Raw genomic sequence first — 14,520 nt, forward strand, 5'->3', positions numbered from 1 at the left:
CACGCGCGCAATCCCTCAAACTGGCGGAGGTGGCCATGGACCTTCATCTGCATTCCTACCAGCGGCAGCACCAGCCGGACTGGCCTGCGGCGGCGGTCGCCGGACTGGCGGCCGGGGCGGTGCTGATGGTGCTGGAGCTGTTCTGGTTGACCCTGGTTTCTGGCGGCAGCCCGTGGGCCGTGTCGCACATGATCTCTGCGATCGTGCTGGGGCCGTCTGCCCTGCAGTCGTCGGATTTCAGCCTTACTGTGGTGGCCGTGGCCCTCGCGGCCCACTATGTGCTGGGTGTCCTGTTTGGCTTGGTGCTCGCGGCCATCATCGTGCCGTTCCGGCTGGATTCGACAGTGGGCATGGTGTTGCTGGCGGGCGCGGTGTTCGGCGTGGTGCTGTACCTGCTGAACTTTTACGGCATGACTCGCTTCTTTCCCTGGTTCGCCGAGTTGCGTGGCGCGCCAACCGTGATGACCCACCTGATCTTTGGGATGACGGCCGCATTTTTGTACTGGAAGTTCAATCGGCATTGAAGAGGTGGCCGGCGCCGAACCGAGAGGATGCGAATGGTTTTTGCTTATGTCCTCATTGTCATCGTCATCGGGTCGGTGCTGTTCCACTTTGTCAGTCCCTGGACGGCGACGCCGCTGGCCTCGAACTGGCAGTCGATGGACGATACGCTGACGATCACGCTGGCAGTCACTGGCCTCTTTTTCGTCGTCATCAATTTTTTCGTCGCTTACACCCTGCTGCGCTATCGCCACCGCGAGGGCAGCCGCGCCGCCTATGAGCCCGAGAACCGGAAACTGGAGCGCTGGCTGATCGGGATCACCTCGGTAGGCATCGCATTGCTGCTGGCACCCGGGCTGCTGGTCTATGCGAAATACGTCAATGCGCCGGGCGATGCCATCGTGCTGGAGATACTGGGCCAGCAGTGGCAGTGGTACTACCGCTTTCCCGGCACGGACAGCAAGCTGGGCCTGACGGACGCGCGCTTCGTCAGCGCCGCCAACCCGTTCGGGCTGAACCCCGGCGACCCGGCCGGGCAGGACGACTTTCTCATCGCGGGCACCGAGGTACACCTGCCACTGAACAAGCCGGTCAAGGTGCTGCTGCGCTCACACGATGTGCTGCACGATTTCTTCGTTCCGCCGTTCCGCGCGCGCATGAACATCGTGCCCGGCCAGGTGAGCACGTTCTGGTTCACCCCCACGGTGATTGGCCGTTACGAGGCGATGTGCGCCCAGCTGTGCGGCATCGGTCATCCCAATATGCGTGGCCATGTGGTGGTGGAGGACGACGCCAAATTCCAGACCTGGTTGAAGGCGCAATCCACCTTTGCGGTGGCGCTGGCCAGCGCCAGCCGCGCCGCGAACGCGCCACCCGCTGGTGCCGACAACCGGGTGGCCCAGGGGCAGGCGCTGGCCCAGTCCAGGGGCTGCGCCGCCTGCCATACCGTCGACGGCAGTGCCCGTGTCGGGCCGACCTGGAAGGGACTGTACGGCGCAACGCGCCCGCTGGCGGACGGCTCGACGGTGCTGGCCGATGAGGGCTATTTGAGGCGCTCCATCCTCGAGCCCCAGGCCCAGGTGGTGCAGGGCTTCCCGCCCATCATGCCGCCGGCCAGCCTGGGCGACGAGGAGATGGCCGCGTTGCTGGCCTACATCCAGTCGCTGGGCGGCGTCACTCCGGCTGCACCAGCTCCCGCAGCCGGGCAGAAGGCGCAGCAGTGAACGCCACGCCACACAACGAGGAACTCCATGGCCTACGCTGAAGATACTTCGCATCACCCGCAGAGCTTCTGGACCCGCTATGTCTGGAGCCAGGACCACAAGGTGATTGCCGTGCAGTACGCCTGCGTCGCCATCGCGGTGGGGCTGGTGGGCGTCATGCTGTCCAACCTGATGCGGCTGCAACTGGGTTTCCCGGGGCAGTTCCAGTTCATCAACGCCGAGCGCTACTACCAGTTCGTCACCATGCACGGAATGATCATGGTGATCTATCTGCTCACGGCGCTGTTCCTTGGCGGTTTCGGCAATTACCTGATCCCGCTGATGATAGGGGCGCGCGACATGGTGTTCCCCTACATGAACATGCTGAGCTTTTGGGTCTACCTGCTGTCGGTGCTGGTGCTGATGGCAAGCTTCTTCGTGCCCGGCGGTCCGACCGGCGCCGGCTGGACGCTGTACCCGCCGCAGGCCATCCTGCCCGGCACGCCAGGGCATGACTGGGGCATCATCCTGATGCTGGTGTCGCTGGTGATCTTCATTGTCGCCACCACGATGGGCGGCCTGAATTACGTGACCACGGTGCTGCAGGCGCGCTGCGAGGGCATGACGCTGCTGCGCATGCCGCTGTCGGTCTGGGGCATTTTCGTCGCGACGATTCTCGCGCTGCTGGCCTTCCCGGCGCTGTTCGTAAGCGGCGTGATGATGCTGCTCGACAAGACGCTGGGCACCAGCTTCTTCATGCCGGCGCTGGTGTCGATGGGACAGGTGACCGGCTACAAGGGTGGCAGTCCGCTGCTGTTCCAGCACCTGTTCTGGTTCTTCGGCCACCCCGAGGTCTACATCGTGGCGCTGCCGGCTTTCGGCGTCGTGTCCGACCTGATCAGCGTGCATGCGCGCAAGGCCATCTTCGGCTACCGCATGATGGTCTGGGCCATCGTCATCATCGGGGCGCTGAGCTTCGTCGTGTGGGCACACCATATGTTCGTGAGCGGCATGAATCCGTGGTTCGGCTTCTTCTTTGCCACCAGCACGCTGATCATCGCGGTACCCACCGCCATCAAGGTCTACAACTGGGTGCTGACGCTGTGGCGTGGCGACATTCACCTGACCGTGCCCATGCTGTTCACGCTGGCCTTCATCCTGACCTTTCTGGCCGGCGGACTGACCGGGCTGTTCCTGGGCAATGTCAGCGTCGACATCCCGCTGTCAGGCACCTACTTCGTGGTGGCGCACTTCCACATGGTGATGGGCGTGGCGCCGCTGCTGGTGGTGTTTGGCGGCATCTACCACTGGTTCCCCAAGGTGACCGGCCGCATGCTCGACGACCGGATCGGCAAGCTGCATTTCTGGATCACCTTCATCGGCACCTACCTGATCTACTTCCCGATGCACTACCTGGGCGTGCTGGGCATGCCGCGGCGCTACTACAATTTTGACGGCTACCAGTTCATCCCGGCCTCGGCGCACGCGCTGAACACCTTCATCACCGTGGCCGCACTGATCGTCGGTGCGGCGCAGCTGTTGTTCATCTTCAACCTGGCCTGGAGCACCTTCCGTGGCCGGCGGGCCAGTGCCAACCCCTGGCGCGCGGCCTCGCTGGAATGGCAGACGCCCGAGACGCCGCCGCTGCACGGCAACTGGGGGCCACAGCTGCCGGTGGTTTACCGCTGGGCCTACGCCTACAGTGTGCCGGGCGCGCCGCAGGACTTCATTGCACAAAACGCACCCCCCGAGGACGGCGGCCAGGAGCCTGAGCCGCACCCCCGCCCCGACAGAGCCACAGGAGCGATCGCATGAGTGCCGCCGTGGCATCTGGCGCCTGGCCGCCCGACCGCCGCGCCGCCAGCACGGGTACCGGCCTGTGGACGTTCATGGGTGTTGCCACCGCCTTGTTCACGCTGTTCATTCTTGCCTACGCGATGCGCATGGACAGCGGCGATTGGTCGCCGATTGCGATGCCCTGGCAGTTGTGGCTTAGCACGGCGCTGCTGGTGGCCGGCAGCCTGCTGCTGCGGCGCGCCGCGGTGGCTGCGCGGAGTGGCCATTGGGCCGCGGTCCGCATGCAACTGGGGGCGGGCGGCGCCTGCGCGCTGGCGTTTCTGGGTGTGCAACTCTGGGCCTGGCAGGTGCTGCAAGCCGCGCAGGTGATGCCGGCCGGCAACCCGGCGGCCAGCTTCTTTTACCTGCTGACGGCCATGCACGGGCTCCACGTGATCGGGGGCCTGGCCGGCTGGGCGGTGACGGCGCGTGGCGTGGGCCGCGTGGCCGGCCCGGCCTTCGCCTGGCGCGTTGCGCTGTGCGCGCGCTACTGGCACTTCCTGCTGGGGGTGTGGGTGGTGCTGTTTGCGACGCTCGGCTGGCTGACGCCGGAAGCCGTGCGCTGGATCTGCGGCACGGGCTGACGGCCGGCATGAACTTCTGGAGGCTCCATGGACACCACGATACCAATGGCTTCACCCCCAAGCGCTGCCGTTAGCGCCGCCAGCGCGGGAGTCGGCTGGCGCGGGCTGGTGTCCGACTGGTCGTCCGACCGCGAGGCTTTCCACGTCTCGTGGGGCAAGGCGATGATGTGGATCTTCCTGCTCAGCGACACCTTCATCTTCAGCTGCTTCCTCACGGGCTACATGACGGTGCGCGTCTCGACCACCGTGCCCTGGCCCAACCCCAGCCAGGTGTTCGCCCTGCACGTGGGCGGCACGGAGGTGCCCCTGCTGCTGATCGCCATCATGACCTTTGTGCTCATCAGCAGCAGCGGCACCATGGCCATGGCGGTGAACTGCGCTTACCGGCGTGACCGCATCAACGCGGCCGTGCTGATGATTGTGACTGCCACGCTGGGCGAGACCTTCGTCGCCATGCAGGCCTTCGAATGGTCCAAGCTGATACTCGAGGAGGGCGTGCGGCCCTGGGGCAACCCCATGGGCGCGGCCCAGTTCGGCTCGGCCTTCTTCATGATCACCGGCTTTCACGGCCTGCACGTGACCGCCGGCGTCATCTACCTGCTGGTGGTGGCCACACGCCTGCTGCGCGGCCGCTACGAACAGTCGGGCAACTACCAGATCGTGGAGATCGTCGGCCTGTACTGGCACTTCGTCGACCTCGTCTGGGTGTTCATCTTTGCGTTTTTCTATCTCTGGTGACAGTCCCTGCTGAAAGCTTGACCATGTCCTCCTCCCCATCGCCATCCTCATCGCCATCCTCCACCGGCCAGCAGCATCCGATCGGCCTGTACCTCAAGGTCTGGGGTCTGCTCTTCGTGCTCAGCACCATGTCCTACCTGGTGGATTATTTCCACTTCCAGGGCTATCTGCGCTGGGGCCTGATCCTGGTCTTCATGCTGCTCAAGGCAGGGCTCATCGTTGCGGTGTTCATGCACATGGCCTGGGAGCGGCTGGCACTGGTCTATGCCATCCTGGTTCCGCCGCTGGCCGTGCTGGTGCTGGTCGGCCTGATGGCTGCCGAGGCTGACCACACCTTCCTCACCCGGTTGCTGTTTTTCCGCTAGGGCCAATACTGTTCGGTTAAGTTATTCACCCTGAATCGGAATGAGCAAAACCTTGATTTGTCATTGCGGGCCTGACCCGCAATCCATGGATCCCGGATCGGGCCTGCCCCGGACTTGATCCGGGGTCCGGGATGACAAACCAGGGGCAAGGGCTTAGCTCAACCGTATTGCCGCCAGGGCTGGGTGGCGAGGGACTGGCTGGGAGTCATGGCGGGGGAGTGACGGCAGGAGCGTGACTCTGTGCGAGGTGCGCGCCGGGAATCCGGTGCATCATTGCTACATCTACCTCCATGGAGTTTCCAATGCCACAGACCCCGGTCATCCCGCTGAACCCAGAAGTCATCGAAACACTCAAGCGCATCACCACCGCCACGCTGACCACGGTCCTGCTCAAAAAGGGCCTGCGCAATGTCTGGATGCGCGGCACGCGCCCTCTGCGCCCGGACCAGCCGCGCCAGGTGGGGCGTGCCTTCACGCTGCGGTTTGTGCCGGCCCGTGAAGACTTGGCCACGCCGGCCTCGTGGGGCGCTCCGATTTCGACGCGCGCGGCCATCGAGGCCATGCCCGAGGGCGTGGTTGCGGTGGTGGGCGCCCTCGGCGTGACCGATGCCGGCATCTTCGGCGACATTCTCTGCGCCCGCATGCAAAAGCGCGGTGTGGCCGCGCTGGTGACCGATGGCGTGGTGCGCGACCTGTCGGGCGTGCTGGACACCGGCTTGCCTGTCTGGTGCCAGGGCACGGCCGCCCCCGCGTCGGTGGCGGGACTCACGTTTGTCAACTGGCAGGAGCCCGTGGGCTGCGGCGGTGTCGCAGTGTTCCCCAACGATGTGGTCGTTGTCGATACCGACGGCGCGGTGCTGATTCCGGCAGCGCTGGTCGACGAGGTGGTCGAAGCGGCGGTGGAGCATGAACGCCTCGAGGAGTGGATCATGCAGCAGGTGAGCCAGGGCTCGCCGCTGCCCGGCCTGTACCCGCCGAACGAGGAAAACCGGGCACGCTATGACGCCTGGCGGCGCGGCGCCTGAACCACTGCGGGAACTGCCGTGTCGGCCGGGGCTGTAGCGTGGCTCAGCTGAACCACTTCTTCACGTCCACCGTTGACCGTCGTCCAACACCCTCGTAGTGCGTCGAGAGCCAGGCCGCCGCCCGTTCGCGCCCCTGGTCCCGCAACAGTTCCAGAAACGGGCCGTGCGCCAGCAGCTTGGTCTCGCTGCGCTGCAGGCTCACCAGCTCGGCGGAGTCGACCATGTGAAAGCGCATCTTCTGCAATCGCCGCTCCAGCCGTCCCATGGTCAGGAAGGTCGGGCTTGCAAACTCCGTCGCATGGGCGAACATGCGCATCTCGCGCATGAAGGTGGCGTTGAACGCCAGCTCCACAATGCGTGCCTCGATCTCCTCCACGCTGCGCGGCGTGCCATCGCGCTCAAGCGGGCTCAGCAGGACCAGCAACACATCGCGTGACTCGCAGTCGTAGAACAGCGGAAACACTGCCGGATTGGCCGAGTAGCCGCCGTCCCAATACGGCTGGCCATCGATTTCCACCGAGTGATGGATCTTGGGCAGACAGGCGGAGGCCAGCAACACCTCGGCCGTGAGTTCATGTTCCCGAAACACGCGCAGCTTGCCGGTGTTCACCTGTGTGGTGCCAATGAACAGCTTGAACGGACTGCCTGCACGCAGGCGCTCGAAGTCGACCTGCCGGTTGAGCAGGTCGCGCAAGGGGTTCAGTTCCAGCGGGTTGAGCTGCGAGGGCGAGAAATACCCGGCCCAGTTCGCCAGCATCTTGCTGGCCGGCGACAGGCTGATGGCGTCGCCCTGTCCCTGGGTCATCATGCCCCAGGGCATCTGCTTTCCGACCTCGCCCCAGAAGTCGGCCAGGCCCTGGCGCGCGCCCTCACGCTGGCCCTTCATCCAGCCGTCTGCAAAAACCACGGCATTCATGGCCCCGGCGCTGCTGCCGCTCAGGCCCTCGAACTGGACGCGCGGGTCTTCGAGCAGCGCGTCCAATACGCCCCAGGTGAAGGCCCCGTGCGCACCACCGCCCTGAAGCGCCAGGTTGACCCGGTCCGGTGAAGAGCGCCGACCCAGCCAGTTTTTTGAGGCTGTACCCGGGCTGGATTCCGGGGCTGGCGCGGGGCGGGGGCCCAGCAGGCGCTTGAGTCGCGCGAGGCTTGACTGCTTCGGGGCCTTGGCGCGTCGCGGTGTTGCTCCACTGTCGATCAAATGAACTCCTTCCCGGCGGGCGAAATGCCCTGTGGGTGTCGGTTCAGTATAGGGTTTTCCCGTATAAAACAGCGCAAACTCATTTGACCTTGCAAAAAAGGGGTTGAATGGCCGGCAGTACGGCCCGGTGACGAGCCGGGGCCTCGCAGCGCTGTAGCATTGGGGTTGCAAGCCATGAAATTGCGCATCCTCCCCTTGTCAAAATACGGTTATCCGTACCGCCCGTAATCACCCGTAACCCCCGTTAATCCGCGTTCCATTCGCCACACCACCATGAAAAATTTATTGAGCCTGTCCGCGACCCTGCCTGTTGACGCCCCCGACGCACTGCTGATTGGCCGGGTCTGGGTCGAGGGTTCCGGCCCCGTGCTGGCGCTGGTCAATCCCGGCGGCGTGTTTGACCTCTCCAGCCTGGCGCCGACTGCGAGCCAGCTGCTGGAGTTGCCGGACCTGGCCAGGGCCGTGCGCGCTGCCGCGCCGTCGTTGCCGCGCCTGGCGGGCACGGCCGAGGTGCTGGCCAATTCGCATGCGGACGCGCACGACCCGAAACTGCCCTGGCTGCTCGCGCCGTGCGATCTGCAGGCCATCAAGGCGGCGGGGGTCACGTTTGTCGCTTCCATGCTGGAGCGGGTGATTGAAGAGCAGGCCGGCGGCGATGCCAGCAAGGCCGAGTCCGTGCGCCGCGCGGTGGTTGATGTGATGGGCGAGAACCTCAGCAGCATCAAGCCCGGTTCGCCGGAGGCGGCCCAGCTCAAGGAGGTGCTGATTGTCCAGGGCGTCTGGTCGCAATACCTGGAGGTCGGCATTGGGCCCGACGCGGAGATCTTCACCAAGAGCCAGCCCATGAGCGCGGTGGGCACAGGCGCTGAAGTCGGTCTGCACCCGCACAGCCACTGGAACAACCCCGAGCCTGAAATCGTGCTGGCGGTGAATTCGCGCGGCGAAGTGCAGGGCGCCTCGCTGGGCAATGACGTCAACCTGCGTGACTTTGAAGGGCGCAGCGCGCTGCTGCTGGGTAAGGCCAAGGACAACAACGCTTCATGCGCCATCGGACCTTTCATTCGCCTGCTGGACGACCACTTCACCATGGACGATGTGCGCAGCAGCGAGCTGGCCATGACGGTGACCGGGCCGGAGGGTTTTGAAATGAAAGGCGGCAGTTCGCTGAGCCTGATCAGCCGCGACCCGCTGGACCTGGTGGCCCAGGCGATTGGCGCCAACCACCAGTATCCCGACGGCTTCATGCTGTTTCTGGGCACCATGTTCGCCCCCACGCAGGACCGGCACGGCCCCGGCCAGGGCTTCACCCATGTGGTGGGCGACCTGGTGACGGTGGCGACGCCGCAGCTGGGCAGCCTGGTGAACCGCGTCACCACGTCGGACAAGGCCGCGCCCTGGACTTTTGGCGTCACGGCGCTGATGCAGAGCCTGGCGGGCCGCGGCCTGCTGTAGAAAGGGGTGGAGCCGGCCATGCATACCTCCGCACTCGTGCTGTTTTCCGGGGGGCAGGATTCGACCACCTGCCTGGCCCAGGCGCTCTCCAAATACGAGCGCGTGGAAACCGTCGCCTTTGACTACGGCCAGCGTCACAAGGTCGAGCTTGACGCACGCCTGAATGTGCTGCGCGAAATCAAAAGCCGGTTTCCGCACTGGGCGCCCAAGCTGGGCGAAGACCATCTGCTCGACCTGGCCGTGCTGGGGCAGGTGAGCGACACCTCGCTGACGCGCGACGTGGCCTTCAAGATGGAAAACTCGGGCCTGCCCAACACCTTTGTGCCGGGGCGCAACCTGCTGTTTCTCACGCTGGCGGCCGCGCTGGCTTACCGGCGCGATTTGCAGGTGCTGGTGACGGGTGTTTGCGAAACCGATTTTTCAGGCTACCCCGACTGCCGCGACGACACCATCAAGGCCATGCAGCTGGCGCTCTCGCTGGGCATGGACAAGCGCTTTTTGATCGAGACACCGCTGATGTGGATCGACAAGGCCGACACCTGGCGCCTGGCCCATGCGCTGGGCGGCCAGGCGCTGGTCGATCTGATCATCGAGCACACCCACACCTGCTACCTGGGTGACCGCACGCACCGGCAGGCCTGGGGTTATGGCTGTGGGGCATGCCCGGCCTGCGAGCTGCGGGCGCGCGGCTATGAGCGCTATGCGGCGGCCTTGTCGAAGCCGTAATCGCGTTCAACCTTTGCAATGCGCGTTTTGTACTGGGTGTACCAGTCGCTGCGACCGGTTTGTTGTGCAATCAGGTGCTCGGCATGGGCCTTCCAGGCTTTGATGGATGCGAGATCCTGCCAATAGCTCACGGTAATGCCCACGTCTTCACGGGCTGACTCCGCGCCGAGAAAACCCGACTGCTGAACAGCGAGCTCCATCATGCGGTCCGACATGTCGCCGTAACCCTTGTCGCCCTCGGCGCGCAGTGAGGTGAAGATGACGGCGTAGTAAGGGGCTGGGGGAGTGGCTGCAATCACGATGGCTCCGTGGGTTGGTGGGGACTTGGGTCCCGGAGTTTAGCCCCGCCCTGGCGACTCGACCACGCTGCGGGTCACCAGTGGCGGCTCGTCGCCGATATGAAAGGCGAGTTTGCGTTCGCGCAAGGCCACGTCGCTGGCGGTCACGCGGTCAAAGCGCCGCAGGTGTTCGGTCCATGACTCGTCAATGATCTGTTCGATGTAGCGGCCCGGGTTGCCGATGTCGCGCAGCAGCGCCCAGTCGAGTGCTCCCTGGCGCAGGCGGCTGCGGCGGCTTTCCTGCATCAGCGCGCGAAAGTCGTCGGCACGGGCCGGGTCTATCAGGTATTCAATGGTGACCACCACATGGCCCGCACCGGGCGGCACGTCGGCCACCGGCACCTTGAATTGACGTGATGGTGTCAGGTCTTCCTCGATGCTGAGGTCCGTGACCCAGCGCTGGGCCAGCAGCATGGTGACGGTGCCGCTCAGCGCGGCCACCAGCAGGCCCGTCGGCACGCTGGTGAGCGTGGCTACCTGGCCCCACAGCGCGGCGCCGAGGGCGCTGGCGCCCATGATCGCCATCTGGTACATCGACATGCCGCGTGCGCGCACCCAGTCAGGCAGCGACAGTTGGGCCGAGACGCTGAGCGAATTGGCGCAGGAGATCCAGGCCATGCCATTGAGCAGCATGGCCGGCACGGCGATATAGATATTCGGCGCCAGCGCCATGACGGCGGTGGAGGCCGACTGCAGCACGGTGGCGCGCAGCACCAGCGTGTCGCGCGGCATCATCTGGCGCAGGCGCGGCAGGTACATGGCGGCGATGATGGCCCCCGCCCCCATCGAGGCCAGCAGCAGCGTGAAGGTGCCGGCACCGCCGCCGTGCAGGTTGCGCGCCACCAGCGGCAGCAGCGCCAGCAGGGCGGTGGAATGCAGGAAAAACAGCGAGACGCGTACCAGCACGGCCCGCAGGCGGTGCGACTGACGGACAAACTGCAGTCCCACGCGCATGGCGCTGACCAGGCGCTCACGCCCCAGCGGGCTGGGTACATGGTCGCGCCGCCAGCGCATGATGATGAAGCCCGAGATGACCGACAGCACGGCATTGAGCACAAATACCCAGGCGGTGCCGGCACCGGCAATCAGTGCGCCGGCCACCAGCGGGCCGATGATGCGCGAGGCATTCATGGACACACCGTTCAAGGCCAGCGCGGCCGGCAACTGCGGGCGCGGCACCAGTTCGGGCACGATGGCGGCGAACACTGGCCAGCGCATGGCCAGCCCGATGCCGTTGGCGAAGGTCAGGGCCAGCAGCAGCGGCGGCGTCATCACGTCCGAGATCACGGCGATGCACAGCAGCGTCGCCACGCCGGCAATCCAGAACTGCGTCATGATGAAGTAGCGCCGCCGGTCCAGGATGTCGGCCAGCGCGCCGCTGGGCAGGCCGAGCAGGAACACCGGCAGGGTCGAGGCCGACTGCACCAGCGCCACCCAGAGCGGCGTGGTGGTCATGGACGTCATCATCCACGCGGCGGCCACGTCGTTCATCCACATGCAGATGTTGGCCACCAGCCAGGTGCTCCACAGCATGCGGAATACCGGGTAGGTGATGGGCGTCCACGGCGACAGCGATTCAGCGGCGGACAGTGGCGTTGCCTTGAGTGGTTCTTCGGGCATTCAGTGATTTTTCCGTTTTCTGCCGAGTTGTGTCCGATTTACTTCCAGGTTCTTCCGGGATTTTTCAGAGGGTCTGCTGCGGCCGGCTTTCATGCAGCCGGTAGAGCACGGGTCCACCCGGCGGCAATTTTTCCAGCTCCCAGAGTCGGCTGTGAAAGGCCGCCGCCGTGGGGCGGTGGGCAATCGAGACGATGCCGCCATGCAGGGCCTTCACATGCGCCAGCAGTTTTTCATACAGCGTTTTCTCGGCCGCTTCGTCCAGCGCGCTGGTCGCTTCGTCGGCAAAGATCCAGGCGGGCTTTTTCAGCAGCACCCGGGCAATCGCCAGCCGCTGCTGCTCGCCGCCTGACAGCTTCTGGGTCCAGGCATCCTTGTCGTCCAGCCGGCTGGCCAGCTGGGGCAGCAGCGCGTCCGCCAGCGCCTGCTTCAGGGCGTCATCACTGTACTGCGCGGCCGGTTGCGGGTAAGCCAGCGCATCGCGCAGCGCGCCGTCGGGGAAGTAGGGCCGCTGCGGAATGAACATCGCATCGTGCGGCAGCTGGGTCTGGCCCCGCGAGAACGGCCAGATGCCCGCCAGCGCCCGGAACAGCGTGGACTTGCCGCTGCCCGACGGCCCTTTGATGAGCACGCTTTCGCCAGGACCGGCCTGCACGGACACGCCGCTCAGCAGCGTGGCGCCCGAGGGCAGAGCCAGGGTCAGGTCGCGGGCGGCCAGCGTGTCGGCGGCAGCCAGGGGGGCCGCCTCGTTCGCAACCAGATTGGTCGCCAGCTGCGCGCGTCCTTGTTGGGTCATCGCCGCAATGTTGTCTTCAAAACTGGTCAGGCGGTCGGTCGTGGCGCGCCACGCGGCCAGGCTGCTGTAGTTGTCGACCAGCCAGCTCAGCGAGTCCTGCACCCGCCCGAACGCCGACGCGATCTGCATCAGCTCGCCCAGCTGGATGGCGCCGCTGAAAAAACGCGGTGCCGCGACGACAAAGGGAAACACCACGGCGGCCTGGCCAAAGAAGTTGGTGAACCACACCAGGTTTTTCTGCTTTTTGATCAGCAGCAGGTAGTTGGCCAGCACGGCGGAAAAGCGGGTGTCCAGGTGCGCACGCTCCACGGTTTCGCCCTTGTCCAGCGCGATCGCCTCGCTGTATTCGCGCACCCGCACCATGTGGTGGCGAAAATCGGCTTCATAACGCTGCTGCAGGAAGTTGAGCCTGATCTGCGGGCGGCCGATGTAGTGCGTGAGCACGCTGCCCAGGGTGCAGTAAAGCACCGCCATCCAGACCATGAAACCCGGAATGCTGTAGCTGGTGCCGCCCAGTGTGAATGCGAAGGCGCCCGACAGCGACCAGAGAATGCCGACAAAGCTGAGCAGCGTGACCACCGCATTGAGCAGGCCCATGCTCAGTGAAATGCTGTAGGAAGTGAAGAGGTTGATGTCTTCCTGGATACGCTGGTCCGGGTTGTCCGGGTTGTCCTTCGTGTTCAGCGCGTCTTTGGCTGCGCCGGTGAAGCGGCCCAACTCCAGCTTGTAAAACGCGTGGTCGGCGAGCCAGCGTTTCAGGTAGTGTGTCGTCATCCAGGCGCGCCAGCGCACCTCCAGCAACTGGGTGAGGTAGAAGCGGTAGACCGCAATCAGGATGAAGGCAAACGCCAGGTAGGTAAAGCGGCCCAGCTGCGTCCAGAACACCGCCGCATCCTTGTTTTGCAGGGCGTCGTAAAAGACCCGGTTCCACTCATTGAGCAGCACCAGCATGTACACCGCGCCCAGGTTCAGCACCACGATGGCCAGCAGCAGGCCGCGCGCTTTCCATTTGTCTTCCGACTTGAAGTAAGGCGCCGACAGGGCCCAGACGCGTGCGCCGAACAGCCTGAAGGCGCTGAATTTGGCTAGGAAGCCGGCGGGGCTTGGAACATTCATTCTGGCAAACCTTTTGGTGACAACTGGTTGGATACGCCGCTGGCCACGTGGCCCGAGGGCACATGCTGGGCCGCCGAGTGCACATGGCCAGTCTGGTCGTCAAAGAAAAAATCGGGCTCGAACTCGCGCAGGAACTCGCCCTTGGCCAGCCCGCCCAGGAACATCGCTTCATCGACTTCGATGTTCCAGTCCATCAGCGTGCGGATGGCGCGCTCGTGCGCCGGGGCGCTGCGCGCGGTGACCAGCGCGGTGCGTATGCGCATGCGCGAAGTGCCCGCCTGCTGCAGGCGGTGCAGCGCCTCCAGCAGCGGTTTGAACGGCCCGGCCAGCAGCGGCTGCGTGGCCTTGTCGCGTTCGTGCTGCTGGAAGGCCGTGAGGCCCTGCGACTGGAAGACGCGCTCGGCCTCGTCGGAGAACAGCACCGCATCGCCGTCAAAGGCAATGCGCACTTCATGCGGATGCGCGTCGCTGGCGCGCACCGAGTGCGGGTATACCTGCGCGGCGGGCACGCCGGCAGCCAGTGCGTCGCGCACATCGCTGAGGTGGGCCGACAAAAACAGGTTGGCATGCAGGGGCTTCAGGTAGCGCCATGGCGCCTCGCCGCGGTTGAAGGTGCCGCGCTCAATTTTCAGGCCGTAATGCTGCGCCGATCGGAACACCCGCATGCCCGAGACCGGGTCGTTGCGCGACAGGATCACCACTTCCACCCGCTGGCTCGGCGCGGCCGGGCTGGCCGCTTCGCCCTGGCTTTCAGGGGCGTCATTGAACGCCAGCAGTTTCTTGACCAGCGAGAACGCCACGCCGGGCTTGGCCGGCACGTCGAGCCGCTCCAGCTGCAGCTTCATGTAGGCTGCATCTTTTTTGGCGCCCGGCGCCGCATCCTGCGTCAGGCCGGACTCAAAAATACGGTTCTCTTCCTCGAAATCAAACAGCGCGCGCGATGAGATCGCCACCACGAGCTGACCGTCCAGATTTGCTGCCATGTTGTGATGCCTTGGTGTTGTTAGGTCGGTTTTTGGTATGGCT

At 65.1% G+C, this 14,520-nt stretch carries 14 protein-coding genes; 9 read left to right on the plus strand and 5 right to left on the minus strand.

Translation table 11 applies throughout. From position 1 onward, the window contains the following. The first annotated feature begins 35 nt into the window (after positions 1-35). The 7 genes from BPRO_RS03550 to BPRO_RS03580 all read left to right on the plus strand — a co-directional run bounded on the left by BPRO_RS03550 (position 36) and on the right by BPRO_RS03580 (position 6,251). A complete protein-coding gene (locus BPRO_RS03550) occupies positions 36-524 on the plus strand; it encodes a hypothetical protein (protein ID WP_011481684.1) in 489 nt (162 codons plus the stop codon). A gap of 33 nt (positions 525-557) precedes the next feature. Further along, positions 558-1,724: a cytochrome c oxidase subunit II gene (locus BPRO_RS03555; RefSeq protein WP_011481685.1), complete on the plus strand. Its 1,167-nt coding sequence runs from the start codon at positions 558-560 to the stop codon at positions 1,722-1,724. Between the two features lie 27 nt (positions 1,725-1,751). After that, positions 1,752-3,518, plus strand: a complete 1,767-nt coding sequence (ctaD, locus tag BPRO_RS03560) for a cytochrome c oxidase subunit I (protein WP_011481686.1) — start codon at positions 1,752-1,754, stop codon at positions 3,516-3,518. Beyond that, entirely contained in the window at positions 3,515-4,123 is a 609-nt protein-coding gene (locus tag BPRO_RS03565) for a bb3-type cytochrome oxidase subunit III (protein WP_011481687.1), read from the plus strand. Before ctaD ends, BPRO_RS03565 begins: the two co-directional genes overlap by 4 nt. A gap of 27 nt (positions 4,124-4,150) precedes the next feature. After that, entirely contained in the window at positions 4,151-4,861 is a 711-nt protein-coding gene (locus BPRO_RS03570) for a heme-copper oxidase subunit III family protein (protein ID WP_011481688.1), read from the plus strand. A 23-nt stretch (positions 4,862-4,884) separates the two neighbouring features. Beyond that, positions 4,885-5,226, plus strand: coding sequence for a cytochrome C oxidase subunit IV family protein (locus BPRO_RS03575; RefSeq protein ID WP_049764067.1), 342 nt, complete (start codon positions 4,885-4,887; stop codon positions 5,224-5,226). Between the two features lie 302 nt (positions 5,227-5,528). Next, positions 5,529-6,251 (plus strand): ribonuclease activity regulator RraA, encoded by a 723-nt coding sequence (locus BPRO_RS03580; RefSeq protein ID WP_011481690.1) that lies wholly within the window; start codon positions 5,529-5,531, stop codon positions 6,249-6,251. A gap of 43 nt (positions 6,252-6,294) precedes the next feature. Here the strand turns inward: BPRO_RS03580 and BPRO_RS03585 are convergent, their stop codons facing one another. Beyond that, the gene (locus tag BPRO_RS03585; protein WP_011481691.1) at positions 6,295-7,449 is read right to left on the minus strand and encodes a patatin-like phospholipase family protein; all 1,155 of its coding nucleotides are present in this window, start codon (positions 7,447-7,449) and stop codon (positions 6,295-6,297) included. A 273-nt stretch (positions 7,450-7,722) separates the two neighbouring features. Between BPRO_RS03585 and BPRO_RS03590 the strand changes: the two genes are divergently transcribed. Then, entirely contained in the window at positions 7,723-8,901 is a 1,179-nt protein-coding gene (locus tag BPRO_RS03590) for a fumarylacetoacetate hydrolase family protein (RefSeq protein WP_011481692.1), read from the plus strand. Positions 8,902-8,919: 18 nt separating this feature from the next. Next, entirely contained in the window at positions 8,920-9,627 is a 708-nt protein-coding gene (gene queC, locus BPRO_RS03595) for a 7-cyano-7-deazaguanine synthase QueC (RefSeq protein ID WP_011481693.1), read from the plus strand. Here queC and BPRO_RS03600 read toward each other — a convergent pair. The 4 genes from BPRO_RS03600 to BPRO_RS03615 form a co-directional block, all read right to left on the minus strand. Continuing rightward, on the minus strand, positions 9,600-9,926 hold the full coding sequence (locus BPRO_RS03600; protein WP_011481694.1) for an antibiotic biosynthesis monooxygenase family protein: 327 nt from the start codon (positions 9,924-9,926) through the stop codon (positions 9,600-9,602). The two genes, queC and BPRO_RS03600, sit on opposite strands and share 28 nt — an antisense overlap. Positions 9,927-9,965: 39 nt before the next feature. Further along, positions 9,966-11,585, minus strand: coding sequence for an MFS transporter (locus tag BPRO_RS03605; protein WP_011481695.1), 1,620 nt, complete (start codon positions 11,583-11,585; stop codon positions 9,966-9,968). 64 nt (positions 11,586-11,649) lie between these two features. Continuing rightward, complete coding sequence (locus BPRO_RS03610) at positions 11,650-13,494, minus strand: ABC transporter ATP-binding protein/permease (RefSeq protein WP_011481696.1); 1,845 nt, start codon at positions 13,492-13,494, stop codon at positions 11,650-11,652. After that, complete coding sequence (locus tag BPRO_RS03615) at positions 13,491-14,477, minus strand: 5'-nucleotidase (protein WP_011481697.1); 987 nt, start codon at positions 14,475-14,477, stop codon at positions 13,491-13,493. The genes BPRO_RS03610 and BPRO_RS03615 overlap by 4 nt, the downstream gene beginning before the upstream one ends. Positions 14,478-14,520: the final 43 nt, after the last annotated feature.

It is taken from the genome of Polaromonas sp. JS666 (assembly GCF_000013865.1).
Classification (GTDB): Bacteria; Pseudomonadota; Gammaproteobacteria; order Burkholderiales; family Burkholderiaceae_C; genus Polaromonas.